Origin of the sequence: Niallia tiangongensis (genome assembly GCF_044704065.1) — a bacterium.
Taxonomy (GTDB): Bacteria; Bacillota; Bacilli; order Bacillales; family Cytobacillaceae; genus Niallia; species Niallia tiangongensis.
The window spans coordinates 423,655-448,636 of the sequence record NZ_CP162613.1 but is presented as its reverse complement, the minus strand read 5'-3'; the positions used below and the strand labels follow the sequence as shown (position 1 = coordinate 448,636).

Annotated in this window: 26 protein-coding genes; 1 reads left to right on the top strand and 25 read right to left on the bottom strand. The window is 37.1% G+C overall.

Annotation, left to right across the window (positions count from 1 at the left end; all coding sequences use genetic code 11):
- Positions 1 to 9: 9 nt before the first annotated feature.
- The 8 genes from AB3U99_RS02265 to acpS all read right to left on the bottom strand — a co-directional run bounded on the left by AB3U99_RS02265 (position 10) and on the right by acpS (position 6,248).
- Positions 10 to 1,020, bottom strand: coding sequence for a PP2C family protein-serine/threonine phosphatase (locus AB3U99_RS02265; RefSeq protein ID WP_400245182.1), 1,011 nt, complete (start codon positions 1,018 to 1,020; stop codon positions 10 to 12).
- A gap of 11 nt (positions 1,021 to 1,031) precedes the next feature.
- Complete coding sequence (locus AB3U99_RS02260) at positions 1,032 to 1,433, bottom strand: anti-sigma regulatory factor (protein WP_400245180.1); 402 nt, start codon at positions 1,431 to 1,433, stop codon at positions 1,032 to 1,034.
- 3 nt (positions 1,434 to 1,436) lie between these two features.
- Entirely contained in the window at positions 1,437 to 1,793 is a 357-nt protein-coding gene (locus tag AB3U99_RS02255; RefSeq protein ID WP_031540168.1) for an STAS domain-containing protein, read from the bottom strand.
- Positions 1,794 to 2,342: 549 nt separating this feature from the next.
- On the bottom strand, positions 2,343 to 2,693 hold the full coding sequence (gene ndoA, locus AB3U99_RS02250) for a type II toxin-antitoxin system endoribonuclease NdoA (protein ID WP_016201246.1): 351 nt from the start codon (positions 2,691 to 2,693) through the stop codon (positions 2,343 to 2,345).
- A gap of 4 nt (positions 2,694 to 2,697) precedes the next feature.
- Positions 2,698 to 2,979 (bottom strand): CopG family ribbon-helix-helix protein, encoded by a 282-nt coding sequence (locus AB3U99_RS02245; RefSeq protein WP_016201247.1) that lies wholly within the window; start codon positions 2,977 to 2,979, stop codon positions 2,698 to 2,700.
- 346 nt (positions 2,980 to 3,325) lie between these two features.
- Positions 3,326 to 4,495 carry an alanine racemase gene (alr, locus tag AB3U99_RS02240; protein ID WP_400245179.1) on the bottom strand — a complete coding sequence of 390 codons (1,170 nt, stop codon included), beginning with the start codon at positions 4,493 to 4,495 and terminating at the stop codon, positions 3,326 to 3,328.
- Between the two features lie 157 nt (positions 4,496 to 4,652).
- Positions 4,653 to 5,663: an outer membrane lipoprotein carrier protein LolA gene (locus AB3U99_RS02235; RefSeq protein ID WP_400245178.1), complete on the bottom strand. Its 1,011-nt coding sequence runs from the start codon at positions 5,661 to 5,663 to the stop codon at positions 4,653 to 4,655.
- A gap of 237 nt (positions 5,664 to 5,900) precedes the next feature.
- Entirely contained in the window at positions 5,901 to 6,248 is a 348-nt protein-coding gene (acpS, locus tag AB3U99_RS02230) for a holo-ACP synthase (RefSeq protein WP_400245177.1), read from the bottom strand.
- Positions 6,249 to 6,357: 109 nt separating this feature from the next.
- On the opposite strand from acpS, the gene AB3U99_RS02225 reads away from it, so the two are divergent.
- Positions 6,358 to 7,083 (top strand): rhomboid family intramembrane serine protease, encoded by a 726-nt coding sequence (locus tag AB3U99_RS02225; RefSeq protein ID WP_400245176.1) that lies wholly within the window; start codon positions 6,358 to 6,360, stop codon positions 7,081 to 7,083.
- Between the two features lie 63 nt (positions 7,084 to 7,146).
- Here AB3U99_RS02225 and AB3U99_RS02220 read toward each other — a convergent pair whose 3' ends face one another.
- The 17 genes from AB3U99_RS02220 to AB3U99_RS02140 all read right to left on the bottom strand — a co-directional run bounded on the left by AB3U99_RS02220 (position 7,147) and on the right by AB3U99_RS02140 (position 24,981).
- Positions 7,147 to 8,574, bottom strand: a complete 1,428-nt coding sequence (locus tag AB3U99_RS02220) for a PH domain-containing protein (RefSeq protein WP_400245174.1) — start codon at positions 8,572 to 8,574, stop codon at positions 7,147 to 7,149.
- Positions 8,567 to 9,046, bottom strand: a complete 480-nt coding sequence (locus AB3U99_RS02215; RefSeq protein WP_400245173.1) for a PH domain-containing protein — start codon at positions 9,044 to 9,046, stop codon at positions 8,567 to 8,569. The genes AB3U99_RS02220 and AB3U99_RS02215 overlap by 8 nt, the downstream gene beginning before the upstream one ends.
- 266 nt (positions 9,047 to 9,312) lie before the next feature.
- Positions 9,313 to 10,779, bottom strand: a complete 1,467-nt coding sequence (locus AB3U99_RS02210; RefSeq protein ID WP_400245172.1) for a DEAD/DEAH box helicase — start codon at positions 10,777 to 10,779, stop codon at positions 9,313 to 9,315.
- 1,074 nt (positions 10,780 to 11,853) lie between these two features.
- Positions 11,854 to 12,546, bottom strand: a complete 693-nt coding sequence (locus AB3U99_RS02205; RefSeq protein WP_400245171.1) for an alpha/beta hydrolase — start codon at positions 12,544 to 12,546, stop codon at positions 11,854 to 11,856.
- 214 nt (positions 12,547 to 12,760) lie between these two features.
- Positions 12,761 to 14,122 carry a UDP-N-acetylmuramoyl-tripeptide--D-alanyl-D-alanine ligase gene (locus tag AB3U99_RS02200; protein WP_400245170.1) on the bottom strand — a complete coding sequence of 454 codons (1,362 nt, stop codon included), beginning with the start codon at positions 14,120 to 14,122 and terminating at the stop codon, positions 12,761 to 12,763.
- 261 nt (positions 14,123 to 14,383) lie between these two features.
- Complete coding sequence (locus AB3U99_RS02195) at positions 14,384 to 15,457, bottom strand: D-alanine--D-alanine ligase (RefSeq protein WP_400245169.1); 1,074 nt, start codon at positions 15,455 to 15,457, stop codon at positions 14,384 to 14,386.
- 249 nt (positions 15,458 to 15,706) lie between these two features.
- Positions 15,707 to 16,420, bottom strand: coding sequence for an ATP-binding protein (locus AB3U99_RS02190; protein ID WP_400245168.1), 714 nt, complete (start codon positions 16,418 to 16,420; stop codon positions 15,707 to 15,709).
- Positions 16,420 to 16,902 (bottom strand): ECF transporter S component, encoded by a 483-nt coding sequence (locus AB3U99_RS02185; RefSeq protein ID WP_400245167.1) that lies wholly within the window; start codon positions 16,900 to 16,902, stop codon positions 16,420 to 16,422. The genes AB3U99_RS02190 and AB3U99_RS02185 overlap by 1 nt, the downstream gene beginning before the upstream one ends.
- Positions 16,883 to 17,482 carry a cob(I)yrinic acid a,c-diamide adenosyltransferase gene (locus AB3U99_RS02180; protein ID WP_400245166.1) on the bottom strand — a complete coding sequence of 200 codons (600 nt, stop codon included), beginning with the start codon at positions 17,480 to 17,482 and terminating at the stop codon, positions 16,883 to 16,885. Before AB3U99_RS02180 ends, AB3U99_RS02185 begins: the two co-directional genes overlap by 20 nt.
- Before the next feature lie 214 nt (positions 17,483 to 17,696).
- Positions 17,697 to 18,134 (bottom strand): bifunctional adenosylcobinamide kinase/adenosylcobinamide-phosphate guanylyltransferase, encoded by a 438-nt coding sequence (locus AB3U99_RS02175; RefSeq protein WP_400245165.1) that lies wholly within the window; start codon positions 18,132 to 18,134, stop codon positions 17,697 to 17,699.
- Complete coding sequence (locus tag AB3U99_RS02170; protein WP_400245164.1) at positions 18,083 to 18,697, bottom strand: histidine phosphatase family protein; 615 nt, start codon at positions 18,695 to 18,697, stop codon at positions 18,083 to 18,085. The genes AB3U99_RS02175 and AB3U99_RS02170 overlap by 52 nt, the downstream gene beginning before the upstream one ends.
- Complete coding sequence (gene cobS, locus AB3U99_RS02165; RefSeq protein WP_400245163.1) at positions 18,667 to 19,461, bottom strand: adenosylcobinamide-GDP ribazoletransferase; 795 nt, start codon at positions 19,459 to 19,461, stop codon at positions 18,667 to 18,669. The genes AB3U99_RS02170 and cobS overlap by 31 nt, the downstream gene beginning before the upstream one ends.
- Positions 19,458 to 20,966, bottom strand: coding sequence for a cobyric acid synthase (locus AB3U99_RS02160; protein ID WP_400245162.1), 1,509 nt, complete (start codon positions 20,964 to 20,966; stop codon positions 19,458 to 19,460). The genes cobS and AB3U99_RS02160 overlap by 4 nt, the downstream gene beginning before the upstream one ends.
- A complete protein-coding gene (locus AB3U99_RS02155; RefSeq protein WP_400245161.1) occupies positions 20,963 to 21,520 on the bottom strand; it encodes a bifunctional adenosylcobinamide kinase/adenosylcobinamide-phosphate guanylyltransferase in 558 nt (185 codons plus the stop codon). Before AB3U99_RS02155 ends, AB3U99_RS02160 begins: the two co-directional genes overlap by 4 nt.
- Positions 21,490 to 22,581, bottom strand: a complete 1,092-nt coding sequence (gene cobD / locus AB3U99_RS02150) for a threonine-phosphate decarboxylase CobD (RefSeq protein ID WP_400245160.1) — start codon at positions 22,579 to 22,581, stop codon at positions 21,490 to 21,492. Before cobD ends, AB3U99_RS02155 begins: the two co-directional genes overlap by 31 nt.
- Positions 22,556 to 23,518, bottom strand: a complete 963-nt coding sequence (cbiB, locus tag AB3U99_RS02145) for an adenosylcobinamide-phosphate synthase CbiB (protein ID WP_400245159.1) — start codon at positions 23,516 to 23,518, stop codon at positions 22,556 to 22,558. Before cbiB ends, cobD begins: the two co-directional genes overlap by 26 nt.
- Complete coding sequence (locus tag AB3U99_RS02140; RefSeq protein WP_400245158.1) at positions 23,515 to 24,981, bottom strand: heme ABC transporter ATP-binding protein; 1,467 nt, start codon at positions 24,979 to 24,981, stop codon at positions 23,515 to 23,517. The genes cbiB and AB3U99_RS02140 overlap by 4 nt, the downstream gene beginning before the upstream one ends.
- Position 24,982: the final 1 nt, after the last annotated feature.

The window sequence follows — 24,982 nt, the reverse complement described above, 5'->3', positions numbered from 1 at the left end:
GTCACGACGTTAAACTTTTCTTTTGAAAATAATTAAAGTAAAATCATCACGCAAATAAAAATCTTGAATTTTTTCTAATTCCTTATAAACATTTTTGACAATATCTTGTGCATCTAAGTGCATATGTTTTCTTATGTATCCAAGAAGAATTTCTTTATCAATAAAACCTTCTTTCGTTCTACTTTCTGTTACTCCATCTGACATTAAAACAATCATGTCACCTGGGTAAATTTGCTTTTCAAATTGTTGATATTTTGTCTTTTTATCTACGCCTAGTAATAAGCCCTTTGTTTTAAGCTCACTAAACTGTTTTGTTTTCGCTTCATAATAAAGACCTGGTTCATGACCAGCAGATGCATAATGAAATACATGCGACAGCATATCATACGCTCCGTAAAACATCGTAATGAACATACTAGGATCTACATTCTGCTCTACTACCCTATTTAAATTTTCTAATACATTGCTTGGTTTATTCCTGTTTTCTGGGAGACTGTCCATTGCATACTTAATCATCGACATGCACATAGCTGCAGGAATTCCTTTTCCAATTACATCTGCAATGGCAATATTAATAACCTGATCATCATCATGAACGAAATGATAATAATCTCCATTCATCATTTTAGCCGGAACACTGATTGCGCCAATATCTAAGCCTTCTGCTTTTGGAATATCCGTACTTAATAGTGTTTGTTGTACATTAGCAGCGATTTCCATTTCACTTCTTAATTCTTGTTGCACATGGCGAAGACTTTGATGTTCTCTATAAGCAAATCCATAGCCTATCATGACCTCTAAAAGAATATCAAAGGATTTTGTTACATATTCAGGCATATCTGGATATAAATCCATTAGAATAGATTTATGTAAACTGATTATATCTTCTGGTGATATTTTTTGTTCAATCGATTTCCTGCTAAACTTTTGCCCTTGATAAAGCGCCTGTTCAGATTCATCTTTAATATAGTTCACAAGAAGATCTCGATACTTAGACTCCATCATTTCTCGGAAATCCATTATCTCTCCCCCTATCTTAGCCACTTCACTGCCTGAATTTCTGTCCCCTCGCCTATAGAGGTTTTGATATCAAACTCATCCATCAACCGTTTTACTCCTGGTAATCCAGCACCTAGCCCACCCGAGGTAGAAAAACCATCTTGCATTACTTGTCTTATATCTTTTATTCCAGGACCACTGTCTTTCGCAATTAGCTTCAAGCCCGCTTTCCCATTATCAAAAAGCTTCTCTATACAAATTTGCCCTTGTCCAGCATACAAATAGATATTTCTTGCAAGTTCACTAACCGCAGTAGTAATACGAGCTTGATCTACGATACCGAAGCCAAGCTCTCTTGCAATATTTCTACCTAATTGCCGAGCTGCAACGATGTCCCATTCATTTACGATTTTTACACAGGATTGGTCTCCCATAGGTCAATCCTCCAATTCCTGTTGTAATTTCTCCAAACCTTTTTCTAGATCTAAGGCAGTTAAAACATCGTTCAAACTGATACCCAGCTCTACTAAGGTGATGGCAACAGCAGGCTGAATCCCCGTCAGTACCACCTTAGCCCCCATTAGCTTCGACATACCGATAACATCACCTAATACTTTGGCAATAAATGAATCTATAAAATCAATGGATGTTAAATCAATAACTACTCCACTTGCACTCGTTTCATGGATTTTATTTAATAAATCTTCTTGAAACTGAAGGGCTGTTTGGTCATCTAATTCCCATTGAATGGATACTAGCAAATAGTCATAAAGTTTTAATATTGGTATTCTCACTCTATTCACCCAAAACCAACCAACTTTCTTTTATTATATTTTTACGTACTTCCCATTTTCTTTTATAAGGATTTCTCTAAATGGATGAAGGCCAAAACAAATGTTCCTTTGACAATTATTCATAACAAAATAAAACTATCTTTCTAAGGAAAGATACATATCCTGAACATTCATTTCCACCGATTTGATTCTCCATATTTTTAAGGCAGCTTTCTTCCATTTTATCACATAAAGAGATACTTTCTATTTTCGAAAACTAATATATTGAAAAAACAAGCGGTACTCTTGGGCATTATTTTTCGCTTGAAAATTAACTAATCATATATGTATATAGGTGTTGACTTTTCTATATTCCCTTTCTGGTTATATTTAAAACCGTTTATTAAGAAATATTTTACTAATTTTGAGACTCTCGTATCCTTTCCCCTTACATATTGATTCTTCAAATAAAAAAAATAACCTCCTTATACTAGCAAGGAGGTTTACAATCTTATATATACTGAGCGGGAAACCAACAAAAAAAGCGCTCAAAACGAGCACATTCTATCATTAAAATTCAATGAGACCTAAACTAATTTGTAGAGCTTCATCGACTTTTTCCATCATTTCCTCATCGAGATGAGTAATTTTGTCCGTTAGCCTCTGTTTATCTATCGTACGAATTTGTTCCAAAAGAATTACTGAATCTCTTTCAAAACCATATCGCTTCGCATCAATTTCCACATGAGTCGGCAATTTAGCCTTTTGAATTTGAGCTGTAATTGCTGCAATAATGACTGTGGGACTGAACCGATTCCCGATGTCGTTTTGAATGACAAGTACAGGACGGACGCCGCCTTGCTCTGAACCAACAACTGGGGATAGGTCTGCAAAATAAACGTCACCACGTTTGACAATCAAAGGATTACCCTCCGCTTACAAGACGTTCTACTGTATGCTCTGCCTCGTATTCTGCGAGAAAGCTTTCTGATGCAATGGATAAATTTAGTTTAGCCATCTCCATATATCCTCGTCTCATCGATTCGCGGATATGTCTCTTTTTCCGTTCGCGAAGATACATTTTCGTTGCTTGATAAATAAATTCACTACGATTTACATTTTCTTGCTTAACGAAGCCGTCCAATTCAGTTAACAAATGCTTTGGTAATTTTATCATGATCTCTGTCGTTGCGCTAGATTCAGACACAAACACACACCTCCACCATCACTACACACCATTTTTAGCTCTGCTTTTTTTAATCATACCACTAATAATTGTTTCTGCAAAGTCCATTCAGCAATTCTACAGTATTATCCACCAAAAATTATCCCTTTTATGCATTAAAGAATGAAAAAACGAAAAAGTTCCTCAAAACCAATAGAGGTTTTTCCATATTTTCCAAATAACATTATTTCTAGATGGTATATGTGACCATAATTAATGTATTCATTATATTGGTCATCCATTACTTTTATTTAATTTTGGAGTAAAATTATTCTTTTTACAATAATCGCCCAAAACCATTACTGCTATACGTCTCCATTACCATTCTTTAATTCATCTCACTGATTAAAGGATTTACAATTTCATCAAAGATGCCATTTTTTTTATATACACGTGGGACTCTTGAGGAAATCATACACGTGACCTCATAATTGATTGTTTCTATTTTAACCGCAATTTCATTTACTGAGATAACCTCATTCTTTTGTTTTCCGATCAGTGTTATTTCTGTTCCTGGTTCTAAATAGAACGGCAGCCTTATCATACATTGGTCCATGCAAATTCTCCCAACAATAGGGACTCTCATTCCATCGACGAGAACCTCTTGCCCTTGCAGCTTGCGTAACCATCCGTCCGCATAACCAATAGGTAAAGTTCCAATCCACTCCTCTTTTTCTGCCTCATACGTAGCACCATAACTTACTTTATCGCCCTTGTTTAATTTTTTCACTTGGACCAATTTTGTTCGCAAGGAAAAAGCTTCTTTTAATGAATAAGGCAAAACCGGCTCAATCTCAAGGGATGGTGTCAATCCATACATAGAAATCCCCATACGAACAGCATTATATTGTAAATCTGGATACAAAAGACTCGCTGCACTATTACTACAATGAATGATTGCTGGCAGCTTTGAGAATGCAGCAAGTAGTTCCTTAAAACGCTGAATTTGTTTCTCAAAGTAAGAAGAATTTTTTTCATCTGCTGTTGCAAAATGAGTAAAAACTCCTTCCACCACAATATTTGGATGATTTACCAGCAATTCTTCCACCTGCGTAATCTCTTGTTCCTTTCTCAAACCAATTCTACCCATGCCTGTGTCTAATTTTAAATGAATCGTTAAGAGAGCATCTTTGTTTAAAAATTGGACAGCATCTTCTAACCAGTCCATATGATAAACCGTTAAAGTCACCTTATATTTTATAGCTATCGCTACATCACGTGGTCTGCTTGCCCCAAGAACAAGTATCGGTGCAATAATACCATTTTTTCTTAAATTAATCGCTTCGTCTAAAAAGGCAACAGCTAAAGAGTCTGCACCAGACTGCAATGCTGCTTTTGCAATTTGCAGAGCTCCATGACCATATCCATTTGCTTTCACTACTGCTATTATTTTATTGTCAGAATGTACTCTTTTCCTTAATTCCCTAACATTATATGCAATCGCATCAAGATCAATTTCCACCCATGTATCTCGATAAAAGGTATCTTCTTGAATCAAAATCCTCACACGTCCTTCATGAAATAACAAACTTGTATCCTAAATTATTCTACTGTTTTTATCGCTTGTCAATTCTAATCCTTATAAGTTTGTATGTATTGTTTCATTTATATTTCAAATAAAAAACAGCTTCTATATAGAAGCTGCTCAAAAATGCTTATTTAATCGCTTCCCCTTGAACGGAGCGCGCAACGGTAACTAATTCATCACGAGTTAAGTCGCTTGATGCAATTGTATAATCGACGCCTTCGAACGTCCATGATACTTTTGAATCCGTAACTTCCCCAATGGTAAAGCCTAAATCCACTGGATCTCCCTTACTAACAATTGGTCCTGCTGTAGCTGGTGCTACCTCCGCTTTTTCCTGAATAATCGTATACGACTTTTCCCCATCGTAGGTTAAAATAACACGATTTCCGTTTTCTGTAGCTAATTTCTTCTCTTCTACCAAGCTAACTCCTTCTAACGGTTCTTCAGGATATTTTACGGCAAATTCTTTATCTTCTATTTCTCCCATAACCGGAATAACCATCTTAGCTGCTGTCATACTTTTTTGTAAATCAAAATCCTTCTTATCAAAGGAAACGTCAAACTTTACATTCGAGAATTTAACCGTAACAAGCGCTACTCCCTCTACATCCTTAACCTTTACACTTACAGGAGAAAGATCTTTTTTACTAAAAGCAATTTCCTGTGTTGGAAGCATTTTGCTATTCTGATAGCGTGTTTTTGTTTCAAACACATAATACTTATCTGTAGCAGAAAATTTCACATCTTTATCTTCTTCAATATCTTTTACTAAAGACTCATAGAGATAAGCCTGACTACTATTTTCTGGCCACTCGCTTTGAAACTTAAAGCTTTTGTTTAAAGCCGGAGTTAATACATACACGCCTTCTTCATTTTTTAGGATCATTTGACTCTGATTCTTTGTCGAATTCTTTAGATTTACTCGATAAAAATCTGGATCCTTATGCCAGACTTCTACTTCGTATGTTTGCGGCTCTGTTCCCATTTTAAGAGTCATTTCGGCGTCTGCTTTATACCCCTTTGTCTCGACCTTTTCTTTTAAATCAGTCAGAACATCTTCTTTCGATTTTGTTCCACAGGCAGTTAACAAAAGCATGACCGTTAGCCCTACAAATAGCAACCAAATCTTCTTGTTCATTTTTTTCAACTCCCCTATTCTCATTTCACGTAGAAAGAGAGAAAAATAAGCAAACAGCATTTCTAGTAAAAAATCCAATATCCCATACCCTTATTTGGAATTTCTATTAGAAACATGAATCCCCATACTTGTCTCTCCTATTTCTCTATGAATATATGAGACAACCTTCAGGAATATGCTATTTGGTTCAATAAGCAAAAAAATAAGGAAAACGATGAAATTCATTCCGTTTCCTTATTATTCAATAATCACTTGGGCAAAGGCATAATGCTTGCTATGGGTTATGGATAAATGAACTCCTCGAGAAAAAGGCTTTATAATGCAAGGTCTTCCTTGTTCCTCATAGCCAATTTCAATATCTAAAAAGCTTAAGCTTGCTCCTATCCCTGTTCCTAGTGCTTTTGAAAAAGCTTCTTTCGCTGCAAATCTTCCTGCTAAAAACTCACTTTTACGATGACCGGAAAGCTGCTGATATTTTTCCATTTCCTTATCAGTAAGAATCCGCTTGGCAAAATTCGGTTTTCTTTGAATCAACGTTTCTATTCTTTCTATTTCCGTTATATCAATTCCTGTCCCTTTAATCATAAGACAACTCCTTCTATTTCGTCCTAAGTGAGCATAATATATTGTATCTTTTCCTATTGTTTGGCTATTATTGTAGATAGAAGCTTATTTAGGAGGTATCAAAAACAAATTGTTTACCAGAAGAGAAAGCTTTAAAGAGTATATTACGTATTATCCTATCGTTTCTCTGATTTTACTCATTCATCTCATACTATATTTATTAACCAATCTTCCTATTTTCCCAAATAAATATTTATTAGAAACGATGATTGGTGTCAATCTATATATAGTAGAAGGAGAATGGTGGCGACTAATAACTCCCATCTTCATCCATGGGGGGTTTGCTCATCTTTTATTTAACAGCTTCAGTATTTTCTTATTTGGTCCAGCTTTAGAAAGAATACTGGGCAAATTTAAATTTCTCTTTATTTACTTAGTTACCGGTATTGTGGCAAATATAATAACTCTCCTGATTGAACCTCTTACTTATGTCCATCTAGGTTCTAGCGGGGCAATTTTTGGCCTATTTGGCTATTATATTAGTCTCGTCGTTTTTCGAAAAGATATCATTTCTCAAAGCAATGCACAAATTATTACTACCATTGCTGTTCTTAGTTTAATCATGACATTTTTACAGCCAAATATAAATATTGTTGCCCATATTTTTGGTTTTCTAACTGGTGTAATCATTGGGAATTTTTCTGAATCAAAGGGAAAGAAGATTATCTCCAGCTATAAAGAGGAATGGTACCATTTAAAACAACAGCTTCAGCGCACAAAAAAACCAGAAGCAAAATCGGTTATAATTTGGATTATTATCTTCGGTCTTGCAATCATTGGCTTTCTTAGCCAATAAGCGATTTATCTATCTTATCACGAAAGAAGGCTGCCCTTGAAGCAGCCTTCTTTTCTTATCTAATTATCTAAGTGAATACCACTCATATACTTTCTCTACATCGTCTTTCGCGAGGTCTGTAACCACGCCAGTTGCTCCCCCGGCACCAGAAAGAACTACTCCTTCAATCGAGGCAAGTTCTCCCTTTCTTTGCCACCATCCCTCTGTGTAATAAAGGGCTTGAATACGATTACGTTTCATAATAAAAGTCGTTTTATGGAATTGACGGAAGGATAAGGTTAGTTGTTTACCCGAGATACAGTAGCCTGCTGAGCGATAATTCCAGTAGCCCCATGATGGTAAAATCAATAATAGTAATAGTGATAACATCCCCCATCCATGGAAAAAGTAGATGAGTGCAATAATAACAGGCAGTGCAATCCAACTGTTTTTAATAATATATCGCCAAACAGACTGTTTTGGTGGTGGTGTAAGCTGCTCACTCCATTCATATTCAGGAACCATCTCTATTAATAAATGCGGTAAATCCTTTTTCTTCAATAATGGAATCGCCAATACACTTGCAGCCTCCACGTCATTAAAAGAGCCTCCCGCACTAATTAAAGAAACGCTAACTAAGTGAAACGGCTGTCTCAGCATCGCTTCCGTTATTTTAACCGCCTGAATACGTTGCAATGGGATTGTAATCTGCTTTTTTTCAATTAACCCACGGGTAATAATTATATCATCGTTCGTCTTCGATAATGTAAAATTTGCGTATTTCAGCAACGTTATAAACAATGAAAGAATCCATAATAGTACAAACAGCACAAAGATGATAATAGAAATTAATGCGAAACTACTTGTAACGAATTGGTGAATATGCTCGTAAATCCTATTATATGGAATTAAATCTTCAAACTGTGAAAGAAAAGCGAAAATTGCTGAGATAATAACCCCTACTCCACCAGAAGTAGATGCCAAAATAGCTAATTGCTTATTTGTAATACGATAGATTTCTTGTTGAACAGGTTCCATCTCTGCTATTATTTCTTCTGATTCCATCTGTTCATTCTTCTTTTGAACAATATATCGTTTTAAATCTTCGGCAACCTTTTTAGAAATGGCCGTAAGTTCGCCTTCCGCTTCCACGCCCCCGGCCGTTTCTATCTTCACTTTTACTAGGCTGAACGGACGATGAAAAATTCCTTCGGTGAAATCGATGCTTTGAATTCGCTCAAATGGGATATAACGTTTTTTCTTGACCAATACACCATTCTCTACACGTAATTCTTTTCCATCCACATAATAGGTAAAATAATGCCAATGTAAAAAACTGCTGATTAAAATAGCTACCAGCAAAAGGGCTGCTCCTAGAATCGTATACAATCCCCATTCTGAAGGCTTTCCTCCAAGTACAATTATTCCAATAAAAGGGAAAATAAATTCCTTTAACCGCTTTAATATCACATAAACAATCGAAATAGGATGAAGTCTTCTTTTTTCAAACATCCTCTTCCGCCACCTTCGTTTTGCTAGAAATATAATGCCTTATTTCTTCTGCTTCCTCTACTTCGAGAACAGGGATTTCATGTATGGTGGCAGCAGTTGAAATAGAAATGGTCGCAAGCCCGTACTTTCTTAGCAATGGTCCTTGCTTCATGTCTACGTGTTGAACCCGAATCATCGGAATTAACGTTCGTTTAATGACGATAACCCCTTGTTGTATTTCAATTTCATCTCCTCTTACTTCGTATCTCCACCTTTTCCACTTCACAGGTGGTATGATTCCAATCGTAAGAGCCACGTGAATAAGCAGATAAACAATTGTAGCTATACTTACAAGTACATGCCAATCAAACAGAATAGCTAGCGTGATTAAAACACCACCAATAACCATCATAATCAGGGAGGATATCACCCCTGTTAAGCGCCAAACTGTTATCCCTTTTTTCGATAGTCTATTTTGAGGTATCGCTATCAATTACATTCCCCCTTTTTTTACATTTTGTCTATTTATACTAACTATATACGAAAATAATAGAAAGTGGTTTCAAATTTTTCTGTGAGCTTTCGCATAGCCTCTGCATTTTAAATAAAGGCTGTTCGTAAAGTTTTTAGCTATTGCTGTCATTACACACATTTCGCTTTCCATAGCAAGCTAATCCCATTAGCGTCCAATCTTTTAGAAAAAGCCTACATAAAAAACCTCAATGAAGCAGTTCTTCATTAAGGTTTTGAGTGCTAAGATTAACGATAAGACTTAGATTTATTGTATCCGCCACTTGATTGACCTTGACGTTTGTTACTGCTATAACCTTGAGGTTGGCGTGGATTATAATTTTTTCTGCCACCACGATCATTATTTTTATCATATGGCTTGCGGTCACGTTTCGACGGTAATGGCTTCTCTTCTGTTAACTTAACAGGTGTTGTATCCGGTTCTTTCGTGAGCATTTTTAGGACTGCCGCTACGATTGTAGACGCATCTTTTTGCTCTAATAACTCATCTGCTACATTTCGGTAAGAATCTAAATTGTTTTCATCAATAATTTGCGAAATTTTTTCGATGACTGCTTTTTGCTGACCTTCGATTGCTTGATCCACTGTTGGCGGAACCATCTTTTCCATTTTTCTCTTTGTTGTTTTTTCTACAACTTGAAGATAAGATCTTTCTCTATACGTAATGAACGTAATAGCGACACCTTCTTTACCAGCACGGCCAGTACGGCCAATACGGTGTACATAGCTTTCTGGATCTTGAGGAATATCGAAATTATATACATGCGTTACACCAGAAATATCAAGTCCACGTGCAGCTACATCTGTTGCAACAAGTACATCAATGGTTCCTTCTTTAAATTTGCGAAGCACAGACATACGTTTTGCCTGACTTAAATCTCCATGAATTCCTTCTGCTGTATAGCCACGCAGATTTAATGCTTCAGAAAGCTCATCAACACGACGTTTTGTGCGACCAAAAATAATGGCAAGCTCAGGAGATTGAATATCCAATAATCTTGTTAGAATATCAAATTTCGTTTTCTCCTGTGTTTCAATATAATACTGTTCAATTAATGGTACTGTCATTTCCTTCGCTTTCACTTTTACTACTTCTGGATCCTTCATGAAGCGCTCAGCCATTTTTCTAATCGGTGCTGGCATAGTAGCTGAGAATAATAAAGTTTGTCTTTCTGTCGGAATTTTTGAAAGGATAGATTCAATATCATCAATGAATCCCATATTCAGCATCTCATCCGCTTCATCCAATATAACTGTTTTAACACTATCCAAACGAAGTGTTTTACGATTAATATGATCTAAAATACGTCCAGGAGTACCAACAATAATATGAGGATTTTTCTTTAATGCACGGATTTGGCGATTTATATCCTGTCCGCCGAAAATAGATAAGACTCTTGCACGTTTGCCGTAGCCGATTTTGTATAATTCTTCTGATACTTGAATAGCAAGCTCTCTTGTCGGTGCAATAATAATCCCTTGGATTACTTCCTTTGCAACATCAACCTTATCCACTAAAGGCACTCCAAAAGCAGCTGTTTTCCCAGTTCCTGTTTGCGCTTGACCAATTAAGTCTTTATTTTGAAGACTTAACGGAATAGTTTCTGCCTGAATAGGTGTAGCTTCTTCAAACCCCATTTTTTTTAATGATTTCATTGTAGCAGGACTAATGCCTAAATCTTGAAACTTTACCAATATATCCAATCTCCTTCTAGTCATTAAAAATATCCATAAACAGATGGATTAACTCCATCATGTCAACCATTCGTATGTACCTCACTTTCTAAATGAAAACATATTAAAATGGCATATCGTATTCATCACATTATGCCTTTCCCCATACAATTAAAAAGAAACGATACTCGTTATTATATAAATGATGAAAGTTATTGTTGGTTTCAATAGCCTTACAACCTTTATCAGGAGAATGATGAGGTATATGCTACTATTTAAGTCTTATTAGTTATGAGATACTATTTAACCAAGTTCTAAATAGGAGGAAATTTCAAATGACTTCTATTTATTATTTTAATAATAGCTCTGTTACCAATTTGTGATTATGTCTATTCCCTTATAGAGAATCTTCAAAATTCACGTTCGAAAACAACATGATCTTTTCACGGAGCTTTAAACAAATTAGCTAATTTGAGAAAAGTTAGCCAAATACAAAGAAATAATACTTACCTTCCTTTAAAAAAAGGAAATCTACCCATTCATTACAGAAGCACTTCTTATAATATGAATTCCATCAGTGAGGGTTTTCCTTCCTCTCCCCACTAATTGTTAGTTAAACCATTCGAATCTTTACGGACAGTTAATCCCCCACCTATTTTCCGCGAATTCTTTATAAGAAAAGAAGTGAGAGTCTTACTGAAGTTTAAGAGTGGGATCCAAATCATTTCTCTCTATTTGACTAATTTATCGTTTAAATAAGGTGTTATACTGTACTAACATTATGCCCCAAATGTTAAGTTTCTTCACGTTACTTTTTAAAATAATCTTATCACTAAGAAATACGCTTTGCAATAAATTGGGTATTCGAAAATCTAGGTTTTATGCATGTTTTTCCCACTTCTACCATGTAAACGTTTTACGAAAAAGAGAGTCTGCAATCTTCGTTTATAAATTCCTTATAGAAATAGTATCTTTTTCCTACTCTTCTTTCTAACCAATGCTTGGAGAGAATTAGAAGGGCAGAGCTTGCCTATCCTACTCTTTCCAATCAAGCATACTTCTATACATCAGAATTGTTATGTCGTCACTTCTAACTTATGAGGACTCCTTGAGGAATGTTATTATTTCTTGAAATAATGTTTCTTTTCTCTCGCAATGACAAATTAAATGCTTGGAATCTTCTACATAAATCATCTTCTTATTTGCAGCACGAATGGTATTGTATAAATAGCTTGCACTTTTCAATGGCACAATGCCATCTTTCTCCCCTTGGGCAATCAGTGTTGGTACATGGATGTTAGATAACAACGGTTTCACATATTGAACAAGCTTTTGGAACTGGATGGTAGCAGCTAACGGGGTACTTTTAATTTTGGTCATATAGCGAGTAAATTGCTCATTTTCTCTGATCCGTCCTTGAAAAAAATCAGCACAGATTATTCTTATATCCTTTTGAAGCTGGGCAAAATTCACATAATAGGCTGCTGCGCTCAACAGGATCAATTTCTTAATAGGATATTTTGTTGCTAAATAGCTTGCTATTAATCCTCCCATGGAAAATCCGACAACATATACGGTGTCATGTCTTTTTAATAAATCCCTTAACGTATCTTCTGCATACAAAAGCCATTCATTATACATAATGCCTTTTAATCTCAGTTCATCGCCGTGCCCAGGTAGAGTTGGGATTACACATTCCCAATTGGTATGTTGCTGAATATATTTAGCCAGTGGTTCCACTTCCATCGGGGAACCTGTAAATCCATGTATACACAAACAAGCTGTCATTTTACCCCCGCTCCCTTTAGGGATATTTTACACTATAAAAGTAATTTTTCCAACAATCAAACTTCCCTTTATATTGACACCCGCAGATTTCCTCTTCCATCAACTCAGAATTTTTACAGTCAAAAGTCAGATTAGACAAATATTCACTACATTAAAAAAGCCAACCCTACAAGAAAACGATTTTTCGCTTATCTAATCGGCTGGCCTCCTTCAATTATTGAATAGCCTTAACGATATCCTCTAGCTTCATTCCTCTAGAGGCTTTAACTAAAACTACTGTTTCTTTATTTATATAATTCGTTAATGTTTCTATTAGCGGTTCTTTTTCCTGGAAAGTGAATACACGATCTTCTGGGAGAACGGTTTTCGCACCTCTTGCAATGAAACTTCCCAGCTTTCCATATGTCAAAACGTAATCAATTCCCTCTAGGTTTTCGCCCATTTCATAATGAAATGCCTCTTCTTTATCCCCCAGCTCTAACATATCACCGAGAACAGCGATTTTCTGTTTATAGCCTGGTAGCTTTTTTAGAACATCAATAGCAGCAAGCATCGAAGTTGGACTGGCATTGTAGGCATCATTAATAATTTTAACACCAGATTGTCCTTCCACTAATTCCATACGCATATTAGTAAGCTTTAATGATTGAAGCCCTTTATTCATTTCTTCAAAAGGAATATTAAAATACTCTGCCACAAGCATTGCCGCTAAAGCATTTAAAATATTGTGATCCCCTAAAACAGGCAATTCAAATTGATCAGTTATTTTGTTAATATGAAAAGCACTTCCATTGTCTTGTGCCTGGATATGAAGAGGGTATAAATCATTAGAAGGATTCATCCCGAAGGTTTTCTTATCAATGGTACTACTTTTCATACGACTTGAAAGAAGTGGTTCATCACCAAAATAAATGAATCTGCCGTTGTCTTTTAATCCATTTAATATTTCCAACTTCGCCTCCGCGATTCCTTCTCTTGAGCCTAAATCCTGCATATGAGATTCGCCGATATTGGTGATAACAGTAATGTCGGGTTCTGCTAGTCTGCTCAAAAAGTCAATTTCTCCCCTGCCACTCATTCCCATTTCCAGCACAGCAATATCTGTATCCTCTTCTAAGCCAAGAACAGTTAACGGAAGACCAAGATGATTATTATAATTACCTTCTGTTTTTTGCACCTTATATTTTAAGGAAAGGAGACTAGTTGTCATATCCTTTGTAGATGTTTTCCCATTACTTCCTGTAATTCCTACTACTTTAACACTTAATTGCTGAAGATAGCTTTTAGCAAGAGCTTGAATAGCTGTTAAGGAATCGTCAACAAAGATAAGTGGTAGATTCTCTGGTGGATTCGGAACATCCTTTTGCCAAAATGCTGCAGCTGCTCCTTGTTCTATCGCATCTGCGACGTATTGATGTCCATCCGTTCTTTCTCCTTTAAACGGAATAAATAATTGCCCTGCTTCAATTTTTCTAGAATCAATGGTTACCCCATTAATTTGAACATCTGCAAATTGCGTAAAAGAACCCACACTGCCTGCCATTTTTGCTATTTCTGCATATGTACGTTTAATCACGAAAAAACCTCCTTTATTCAATGGTTTAATATAAACTAACTTATTATTCTCCACTGAAAACCAATATTTGATGGAACAAAAGAAGAGGTATTATTCTCACCTCTCCTTTTAATAGTGATAAAAATATACATTTTCTGAAGTCCATTTGCTGTCTGGAGCAAGCAGCCTATCGGTTAGCAAACTTCCGATAAACAGATGCTTCCACTTTTCTTATTGTCTAGCTCCGAGCTCCCAGGGGCTCTCCGCTTTTCTTATTCTCTATTAAATCGTATATTTAATATTTTGTTTTTCTGTATGTCTTTCCACTGCAAGATCCACTAATTTATTGATTAGAGCATCATATTCTAAACCTGTGTGCTTCCATAATAATGGGAACATGCTGAACGGTGTAAATCCAGGCATTGTATTTACTTCATTAATATAAACTTTACCTTCTTTTGTAAGGAAGAAATCTGCACGTACAAGACCAGAACAATCAAGTGCTTTAAATGCTTTAATCGCATCTGCTTTAATTGCAGCATATTCAGATTCTGTAACCTCTGCTGGGATAATTAAAGCTGTATCTCCATCCTCATACTTTGCTTTATAATCGTAAAAATCTTTTTTCGGAACAATTTCTCCTGCTACAGAAACTTCTGGGTAATCATTTCCTAATACCCCTACTTCAATTTCTCTAGCTGTTAAGCCTTCTTCGACAATTATTTTGCGGTCAAATTGGAATGCCTCGATAAATGCAGTCTCTAATTCTTCTCTTGTCGTACATTTACTAATTCCTACACTTGATCCAAGATTGGCGGGCTTTACAAAACAAGGAAAACCTAATTCCTTTTCCACGCAATCATACGCTGCTTCTTTATCACTTTGCCAGTCACTGCGGATAAAAGAATTATATTTTACTTGGTTTAATCCAGCTACTTCAAAAATATTCTTCATGATTACTTTATCCATTCCTGCTGATGATGCCAAAACACCATTACCAACATACGGAAGATTCAAAAGTTCTAGTAATCCTTGTACGGTTCCATCTTCGCCATTTGGTCCATGAAGCAATGGAAAAATAACATCTAAGGAAGCCTCATCATTTGCTTGGAAGAGAGTAGTAGAAAGCGCATTTGAGCCGATTTGCTCCTGTGAGTTAAACGCAAGCTCTTTTACATTTTCAACAGGCCCCATTAATTGTGGTCCGCGCACCCATTCACCACTCTCAAATATGTAAATTGGATGAATATCATATTTATCTGTATCTAATGCTTTAATTACTGCCATTGCTGTTTGCATACTAACTTTATGTTCAGCAGATTTTCCGCCATATAATAATCCAAGTTTCTTTTTCATTATGAGTTTACCTCCATTTAATCAATGCACTTGTTTATTCTACCACTAGAACCATACCTTTAAAAATAAAACATGTAAGTCAAATAACAATTTAATCAAAAACACATATTCTTGTAATAGATATAGTCTAGACTCTAATAATCCTTTTCCATCTTAACTCTTATTACCATATGAAAAAAGGGCTAAAATGGAGCTTATTTATATAAAATTTCTCCCTAAAGAAAGAAAAAGCTACTTCGCTTCTTTCATTTATCTAGAAGAAATTAGCACTTCATGAAAATAGCCACCCGCCAACCTCTTTATTTCTGATTCTGCTTCCTTTTCATACTCGACAATAAAGCATGTAGCTGGACCTGAAGATTTTAAAAGATTAACAGAGCTTGACACTTCTTCCTCTTGAAAAAACTTTCCCTTTAACTGGCCTAATTCATAAAGAACCCCCTTGGAGCCAACAGGCTGTAGTCGACATTTTATTTCCTTTGTAAAATGGGAAAACACCACTAAGGGAACTACTTTTTCTTCTTGTAACATTACTTCTTCCCCAACAAGAGGACTCCCAATAACGGCTATTCTTCCATTTACAATGGTTGTCTCCTTGAAATCTGCTCGTCTTTTTCCAAGAATCGTTAGACCTACAGCTGATTGATGGAAGGAAAAATTGCTTTCCGTACTTCCTGTTATTCCAAGCTCCGCGTCTAATCCAAGCTCCTGCACTCCTTTATGTATACCTGCCACAAGAGGATTCCAAGCATCGTCTCCACAAAAATTCTGCAAGATTACCGAAAATGGGATTCCTCCTGCTGCCATACATTCCATAACTGCTACGCGAAAGGAAAAATAAGAAACGATATCATATGGAACGGAAACGTGATCCTCTTCTTTCTGCCCAATTCCTCCGCTATTATCTGCACTAATAACCAACACATCTTCTTGATTCCAGGGAACAATTTGTACATCTCTCATTACTTCGCCTCTCTCCACCCTTTAAGGAAAGCTTCCAGCCTTGGCATTAACAGCTGGGCAATAATGCCGTTTAATACAGCACCTATCAACAATACTGGAACCATAGAAACGTAAAAACCTTTTCCCAAAAGCACTAAGAAGGGAAGGGGTAGTATAATTCCATTTCCTAACACAAACCACAAATAGGAGACAATTCGATTTCCAGTCTGATAGATTTTTGTAAAAACAAAAACAAGCAGACACATTTCTACCGCAATAAATAAATGAAAAATTCCGAGCGGGAGTCCTCCTATCAAAGCGGACACAAGATGACCAAAAGCCGCTACTATTCCTCCTGCTACCCCACCTAAAAGCACACCAGCAATGAGGCTTGGAAAACTATCAAGTGCAACACTTCCGATGAAGCTTGGGATTTTTATAAAAGCACCAATAACTGATATCGCAATAAAAATGGCAAGTATATTAATCTTCTTTACGTTCATTTCTCTCTCCCTTTTTAGTTGTTCGAAATACCTTTGCACTACGAACATACTCGACATCTGCCACATTGCTTCTGTAATTAATCACCCTTGCAAGCGCAAAAAAGTAATCGGAAAGTCTATTTAAGTATTTTAATGGCAATTCTGGAATATCCTCATTTGTTTTCACCAATGTCACCACTAATCGTTCCGCTCTTCTTGTCACTGTACGTGCAAGATGCACAGTCGCTGCCGCCTCTATGCCTCCTGGCAAGATAAAGCGCTCCAAATCCGGTGTCTCATCCATAAAAACATCAATTCGTTCCTCTAAATAGGCAATAGCATCTTCTGTTAACTTCAATTGTCTTCTTGCTGAAATACTCGCTAAATCTCCCCCACAGTCAAATAATTCATGCTGGATTTTCTCTAAGTCTTCTTTGATATCAGCAAATTGTTCTCCCACTAATTGCGCAACTGCCAATCCAACAAAAGAATTTAACTCATCTACTGTTCCGTAGGCTTCTACACGAATATCATCCTTTAATACTCTCCCCCCGATTATACTGGTTTCCCCTTTATCACCTGTTTTTGTATAAATTCGCATATGCTATCCTTCTTTCTGTTTTTTTGTTTTTTGTTGCTTTGGGCTTCGTCTTGATTATGAACACCACTTTATTGTTTTGGCTGCGGATTTTGGCGTTCATCTCGCTTGTGAAAACCACTTTTCTTATTAAAGCTTCCCGTTTCAGCAGCGTTCATTCTTCCTATGAAACTCCTCCAGTTTTCCTATATATTCCGACCAATCGCTCAACCACCAACTACTTCAATCGCTCATTCAACCCATACCAAATAACATCCACTCTGTCTGCCTCTGCTGCAATCCGTTGAAAAATCAGTCCTGTAGCATCCCGCCACAAGCGATCTTCTTTATCAATCGGAACGATGCCTTTCGTAATATCACTGCCAATTATAAACACATAGCGATTCTTCTCTTCTCTTTCCCATTGAAGCAAAGCCCCCACTTGTTTTTCTATATAATTGATTGTTTGCTCCAACGTTTCTTCTTGCAGGCGATTTCTAATCATCCACTCCAGTCCTTCAATCATATAAAAGGAATGCTTCTCATCATTTGCAATATTTATTTCCTTTTCATCAAATAAACGGAGGACCTTTTCTACTGTAAATCCCTGCTCCTTTGCAAAGGCTACTGTCCAGCTTTTTTTCCCGTGAAAGCTACCTCCTGTAATAAAGTGCATCTTTCCTTCCTCCTAAAGCTTTCTTTATTGGACCATATTAGCTCGATTCCCTCTCCTGGCGAAATGATGTAGTCCCAAAAATTCTTTTCTGTTACACCATATTTACTAAGTAAATAACGAATCACGCCACCATGTGTGACAACTGCGATTCGATTGCTTTGCTTACTCTGCTTGATTAAACGATCCCAGCCCGTATCTACTCTCTCAGCCATCGCTTCAAAGGATTCTCCATTTGTTGCAGAAACCGCAAATGGAGCATTTAGCCATTTGCAATAGTCAGGGAGCTCTTTTAATTGTTCGTATGTTTTTCCTTCCCAATCTCCAAAATTTATTTCTCGAAAATAAGAAGTAATGCACAAACTCTGTTCAGGAAACCAATACGCTGCTGTCTCTTTCGCTCGCAATAAATCACTTGCACTTATCCATTCATATTTAGACACTGGCCTTCCTTTTTCATAAAGCTGCTCTCTCCCGTTTTCACTTAAAGGAGCATCCGTCCAGCCAATGTATGCTTTCCGTTCATTTTCGGCAGTTAACCCATGACGAAATAATGCAATAACCATAGTGTTGCCCATAGTGCCAATTCCGTCCCTTCTACGCTTGCTCCTAATAAGTCGCCTGTTAATCCCCCAAAAGCTCGCTTCATAAATCGGCTTAATAAAAAATAGCAGCCGATGCTAACAGAGAGAAATAGTAAGAACAGTGGCAGCCATTGTGAATACAAAAAGAAGAAAAATAGAAAAACAAGTACAAAATAGCCACTATAAAAAAACGTTTGCTGCCCTTCAACAGACCTTTTAAAGTATGCGCCAAGCCCGTCTTTCTTTGCCTCTTGAACAAATAGCAAAATCCATCCCATTACTGCTTTAGAAAAAAACGGCAGGAGCATCACAAAAAGGTAGGTGAAGTCTTGCATACGTGTCACGATTTCATAGATAAAAAGAAACTTCGTACTTAATAACAGCATGACCGATAAAAGACCAAAGGCGCCAACATGAGGATCCTTCATAATCTCTAATCTTTTCTTCCTATCCTGATAAGAAAAATAAGCATCACTTGCATCCATCCACCCATCTAAATGAAGCCCTCCAGTTAACAAAATTGTACTGAGCCAGACAAAAAAAGCAATTGCAAGAGCTGTAAACGGAGTATATTCTTTTAGCAAAAAGAAGAGGCTCATATAAATAAAGCCTTGAAAAAGTCCTAGCAAAGGGAATGTCTTTATACTTTTCTGAAGAAACTCTCCCTCCATCGGCAGTACTTTTCTCACTGGTATCGCCGTAAAGAACTGCATATTTAATAGAAAACCAACAAACCAACTCTTCATTGTCTATCACCAGCCTGAAGGATATCCAATATTCTCTCCCAATCTAGATGTTTTTTCATTTCATCAGCGAGAGCATCAAAGCGTTTATCCTTCTGTTCTTGTATAAACAGCCGCTTTCTTTTCTCCAGTCCCTTTTGCAAACGGATTTGATTTAACCATGTATGGCGAAAAACATCATTATAAAATAGATGATGCATATAAGTACCTATCAATCTTCCATCTTCTCGATAATACCCTTCTTCCCTGCTGTTATGAAGCAATAAAAACGGGCATCTTTCGTCTAAAGAAGCATATTCTGTTTTTCCTAAATGAATCTCATACCCCTCTATTCTTTCTGTTGCTAACTTCGTAGAAGGATGATAACTGCCTTCCACTCGAATAGTCGCTTTTTTCTTTTCAAAGGTCGTGCTTGCAGGGATAAGTCCAAGTCCCTCTATTTCTTCGCCTCCGCTTCCAGTATCAACACCCTGTGGATCCTTCAAAGTAGTACAAAGCATTTGATAGCCTCCGCATAATCCTATTACTCTGCCACCTTGCTTATAATAGCTTTTAAGCTGGGCTGCTAATCCGTTCCTTTTCATTTCTTTCAAATCATCTATCGTACTTTTCGTACCTGGGATAATGACCGCATCTGGATTCCCTAAATCTTCGCCTTTATCAATCAGGCGGATACTAACGTCTTCTTCTAGAAAAAATGGTTCTATATCTGTGAAATTGGACATATATCGATTGTTTACTACTGCCAAATCGATAACATCTTTTGAAGTTGTTAATCTTTTCTCCCGGATAGATAATGAGTCCTCTCCTTCAATCATATGGTTATGAATAAAAGGAAGGACTCCGAGGACAGGAATGCCTGTCTTTTCCTTCAGCCATTGAACCCCATCTTCAAAAAGAGTTGGATCCCCGCGAAACTTATTAATTATAATTCCCTTAACTCTGATCCGTTCCTCTTCTGAAAATAGAGAAAGGGTTCCAATAATACTCGCAAACACGCCTCCACGATCAATATCTGCAACAAGAATGACGGGAATATTAGCCATTTCGGCAACCTTCATGTTTACGAGCTCTCTGTCTTTCAAATTTATTTCTACTGGGCTTCCCGCACCTTCCATGATGACCATCTCATAGTGGCTTTGGAGGTAATCAAGACTTTTTTGAATAACACGAATTCCCTCATCATAAAACTGTTCACGATACCTTCTGCCAGAAAGAGTCGTATTTGCTTCTCCAAGCAGGACAACCTCTGATTGTAAATCAGATCTTGGCTTTAAGAGAATCGGGTTCATCCAAACGGTTGCCTCCGTCCTTGCTGCTTCCGCCTGAATTCCTTGCGCCCTGCCAATCTCTTTTCCATCTACTGTGACATAAGAATTATTAGACATATTTTGTGATTTAAATGGGGCTACCTTTATTCCCTCATTTGCCACCATTCGGCATAAAGCAGTAGCAATCAGACTTTTCCCAACATCAGATGAAGTCCCCTGTATCATCACACCCTTCATTCTTCTCCTCCCTTCTTCCTTTGCGCTATTCCTAATTCTACCAAATAAGCTTCCTTTGCATGCTGCACGAGGAAATAATGGAGTCGATTTAAAATCCTGCTGTAGTTCTGTACAAATGGATCTGTTGACGGCTCATATGTAACTTCATTACTCACAAGAATAAGATATCTGCAGCTTCGACTTAACTCTACTAGATCCTTTTTCAGCTTAACCTCTATCATTTCTTGCCGTTGATCTTTTAAAAAAAGTTCATTATTGACTAACACTGTTAAACAATCGAGCAAAATAACATCCTTTTCCGAAAAAACTCCGGCCAATTCGCCAATATCTACTGCCTGTTCATGGCTATTCCATTTTACTTTTTGTGTTTTTCTTATTTGCTGATGTCTTGTAATTCTTTCTTGCATTTCTGTATCTGTATTAACAGCTGTGGCTATATAATGCAAATCTGCTTTTTCCTTTCTTGCATATTCTATTGCCAAACTCTCAGCAAAAGAAGATTTGCCGCTTCTCACGCCTCCCGTTACAAAGATAATGGATGACTTTGTTTCCATTTAGCTACCACTCCTTGCAATTGCTGATTCTCTAGCCTGCTTTTAATCGCAAACCGCAGCCATTCACCTTCTAAACTCGGATAATTATATGTATGTCTTGCAATGATGCCATTGTTTAACAAGAAAGTAAGGAAGTCTTTTTGATCTGTTAACCTAGTATCTCTTAATAAGTAATAATTAGCAGCAGAGTTGGAATACGCAAATTGCGCTTTCCTAAAAAAGGAAAATAACCTTTCCTTTTCCTCTTCTATATAGCTTTGCGTTTTATTCTGAAATGTCTCTTGTCCCATTAATAATTCGCCAACCCTTAAAGCAATTCCATTAATACTCCATTGAGATTGAAACTGTTGTAATTGTACAATCAGTTCCTCTGATGCGACTACATAGCCAAGACGTATCCCTGGAATACTGTACATCTTTGTCATGGAACGGATAACAATGAGGTTGGAGAATTTTTTTAAGAGAGGAAGCATATCCTCATATCCAATCACAAAATCATAGAAAGCTTCATCCAAGATGACATAACAATTGTTTTTTTTACAAATAGCCAACAACTCTTCTACTATTTGTTTCGGATAATATATACCAGTTGGATTATTAGGATTACATAAAAATATAGCATCTACATGACGGATATCCTTTTCCAATTTAGATGGAATTAGCTCCCAACCTGTTTCCGCTGATAAGTAATGATGATGGATATCACATTGATTAATTCTGCACACTTCTTCGTATTCAGAAAAAGCAGGCTGAAGAAGTAATACCTTTTTTCCCGCAAGTATTCTCCCTAATAAAGAAATGATTTCCGCAGCGCCATTGCCAATTAAGAGCTGCTTTGGATGAAGTCCATACTTGTTTGAAATTTTCTCCTTTAAGCGACTTGCAAAAGGATCTGGATAAAGATGGACTGTCTGAAATAAGTCATTCCACATTTCCAATAGAATAGGCGGAGGTCCTAAAGGGTTGATATTAGCACTAAAATCAATCGCATCCACTGGCATTTCTAAATTTGTCTTTTCATAAATATACTGGGGATTAGCTCCATGCATTGGCCATTTCAAATCCAATTCCTCCTATACATAAAAAAAGATAAAAGCAAACAACTGCTTTATCAGCAATTTTAGTCGACTCGATAATATGTCTAGTTCCTAAAGGCTGCAGCGCTCTTCCCATTCGTGCCCGATCTGACTTCTTTCCTCCGTAATAGTTTATCCCCCCGAGCTGTATGCCAAGGATAATCGCTGTTACTGCTTCGCCCCAGCCACTGTTTGGAGAAGGGTGCTTCTTTGCATCTTGAAATAACAGCTTCCAGGCATCCTTTTTGCGATAGAAAGGACTACGACAAACTAACAGCACGAGAATTGCTGTTATTCGACTAGGCAAATAGTTGACGATATCATCACATTTCGCAGCATAATACCCAAATTCTCCATATTTATCATTCTTATAACCAACCATACTATCACATGTATTAATGGCCCTATAGACAAGACTTAACGGAGCACCACCAATAAATGCCCAAAACAGTGGAGCAGTAATACCATCACTTGTATTTTCTGCAACTGTCTCTACTGTCGCCCGTACAATTTCTTCTTCCTCTAATCGCTCTGTATCTCTCCCTACAATATAAGACAGCTGCCTTCGCGCCTTCTCTAAATCATTAGCCTGCAATGGTTCATAAACCTCTATCGCAGCATCCTTTAGACTCTTTTGGGCTATCGTTGTTGCGATAAGAAGAGCTTCTATGATTACCCCGATCCACCAATGAAGCTGATAGCTAATATAAACAAGGAAATAGCTAAGCAAAAAGGTGATCACTAAAACAATGATGAGCATCCATAATCCTTTTATTCTCCGATTTTGCCTGTTATTTAATCTTTGATCTAAATAGGAAATCAACTTCCCCATCCCTTTTACAGGATGTGGCCAGCTTGGAGGATCCCCAATGAGCTTATCTAAAATAATCGCAAGTGTCATGCTAATCAAATGGCCGATCATTTAGGTGCCATCCTCCTATCCCTTTTATCTAATGACTTGGTTAAACACTGATAGACGCCTTGTGCTACACACTTTCCAAGCGCCGTAATCGTACCACCAAATTCGAGGTAGGCTCCTTCTTGGGTAGCAGCCATCAATATACTATCTGTTGACGTACCTGTTGCAATGGTTCCTGTTTCCAAATCTTTTATCTTCCGATCTCGCAAGACCGCTGCTTTTGCTTCTGTGGCCGTAATGACACTTTGCACGAAGGCTTGCTCTGATAATGTCCCGTTAACAAAAATCCAAATATTAATTGTTCCAGGATTTAAGAAGGAAGAATGCTCGTTAGTCTTTGCGGCATCAACAGCATTTCCTACTCCGCCTGTTACGACAATCATCACAGAAAAATCTGGCTGCTCGATAAGCTGATATGCTACATCCTCTGTGTAAACAGCTGTCATCATTCCCACTGTCTCCGATGGATTAAAGCCATTTTGAAGCAAATAATCCTCCATTTCCTTTCGATAATCATCACAGCGATACGTTTTATCTACATGCCGGTTTACAAAGCTCTTATACCATCCCCTTCCTGCACCAATGACACCAGATGAAAGGGTGTATAGTGGAAAGGGAACCTTCACCTCTATTCTTTCTGAAGTAATAGTAATAGCTTTTGTATCTATTTTCATGCCATTTCTCTCTGTATTTCTTGGTACAAGCGCTATTTGAGGAGCCGGTCTACTTGGATGAAAAGTACTTTTCACATCAGTTTGATAGATTCTTTTCACCCTCTCTTCTTGCAATACATTAGAAGGAGTGGCATCCACTTCTACCTCCCCATCATGTAATAAAAGCAGCCGATCACAATATAATCCTGCCAAGTTTAAATCATGAAAAATACAGACAATCGTTAAATCTCTTTCCCTGCTCCATTCTCTTAAATTATCCAATAATTCCTTCTGATAAGATAAATCCAAATGGTTTGTAGGTTCATCTAATAGGAGAATTTCTGGCTCTTGTGCGAGTGCCTGTGCCAAATAAACACGCTGCTTTTCGCCTCCAGATAATTCATGAATAGATTTCTCTTGAAAAGGAAAGACTCCCGTTTGTTTCATCACTTTCGTAACTACATCTTCATCTTGTGAACTCCAGGACTGAAACAGCCCTGATTGATGCGCATATCTCCCGAGTGAGACGATTTCTCGAACCGTATAGGAAAAAGATTCATTCACATGCTGAGACAGGACTGCGACAACCTTCGCTAATTCTTTCGTTTTATACTGCTCAATTGGTTTGCCTTTTATCTCAACCTGTCCCTCTTGTGGAGTTAAAATGCCGCTAATAATTTTCATTAACGTCGTTTTCCCACTGCCATTGGGTCCAAGGATACCAACCATTTCTCCTTTATTCACCGTAAAAGAAATATCCTGTAAAATCTGTTTTGTTTCATATTGAAAAAAGAGATTCTGTACATTTAGCATT

Excerpts from the sequence above, each read along its gene's own strand:
- cbiB (WP_400245159.1), bottom strand. The coding sequence starts at position 23,518 with ATGATCGGCCATTTGATTAGCATGACACTTGCGATTATTTTAGATAAG.
- AB3U99_RS02170 (WP_400245164.1), bottom strand. The coding sequence starts at position 18,697 with ATGGTTATTGCATTATTTCGTCATGGGTTAACTGCCGAAAATGAACGG.
- AB3U99_RS02190 (WP_400245168.1), bottom strand. The coding sequence starts at position 16,420 with ATGAGAGATGTACAAATTGTTCCCTGGAATCAAGAAGATGTGTTGGTT.
- AB3U99_RS02175 (WP_400245165.1), bottom strand. The coding sequence starts at position 18,134 with ATGCACTTTATTACAGGAGGTAGCTTTCACGGGAAAAAAAGCTGGACA.
- AB3U99_RS02235 (WP_400245178.1), bottom strand. The coding sequence starts at position 5,663 with ATGAACAAGAAGATTTGGTTGCTATTTGTAGGGCTAACGGTCATGCTT.
- acpS (WP_400245177.1), bottom strand. The coding sequence starts at position 6,248 with ATGATTAAAGGGACAGGAATTGATATAACGGAAATAGAAAGAATAGAA.
- AB3U99_RS02160 (WP_400245162.1), bottom strand. The coding sequence starts at position 20,966 with ATGAAGGGTGTGATGATACAGGGGACTTCATCTGATGTTGGGAAAAGT.
- AB3U99_RS02260 (WP_400245180.1), bottom strand. The coding sequence starts at position 1,433 with ATGGGAGACCAATCCTGTGTAAAAATCGTAAATGAATGGGACATCGTT.
- AB3U99_RS02180 (WP_400245166.1), bottom strand. The coding sequence starts at position 17,482 with ATGCGAATTTATACAAAAACAGGTGATAAAGGGGAAACCAGTATAATC.
- AB3U99_RS02205 (WP_400245171.1), bottom strand. The coding sequence starts at position 12,546 with ATGACAGCTTGTTTGTGTATACATGGATTTACAGGTTCCCCGATGGAA.
- AB3U99_RS02195 (WP_400245169.1), bottom strand. The coding sequence starts at position 15,457 with ATGAAAAAGAAACTTGGATTATTATATGGCGGAAAATCTGCTGAACAT.
- AB3U99_RS02155 (WP_400245161.1), bottom strand. The coding sequence starts at position 21,520 with ATGGAAACAAAGTCATCCATTATCTTTGTAACGGGAGGCGTGAGAAGC.
- AB3U99_RS02185 (WP_400245167.1), bottom strand. The coding sequence starts at position 16,902 with ATGAACGTAAAGAAGATTAATATACTTGCCATTTTTATTGCGATATCA.
- AB3U99_RS02140 (WP_400245158.1), bottom strand. The coding sequence starts at position 24,981 with ATGCTAAATGTACAGAATCTCTTTTTTCAATATGAAACAAAACAGATT.
- cobS (WP_400245163.1), bottom strand. The coding sequence starts at position 19,461 with ATGAAGAGTTGGTTTGTTGGTTTTCTATTAAATATGCAGTTCTTTACG.
- AB3U99_RS02220 (WP_400245174.1), bottom strand. The coding sequence starts at position 8,574 with ATGTTTGAAAAAAGAAGACTTCATCCTATTTCGATTGTTTATGTGATA.
- AB3U99_RS02265 (WP_400245182.1), bottom strand. The coding sequence starts at position 1,020 with ATGGATTTCCGAGAAATGATGGAGTCTAAGTATCGAGATCTTCTTGTG.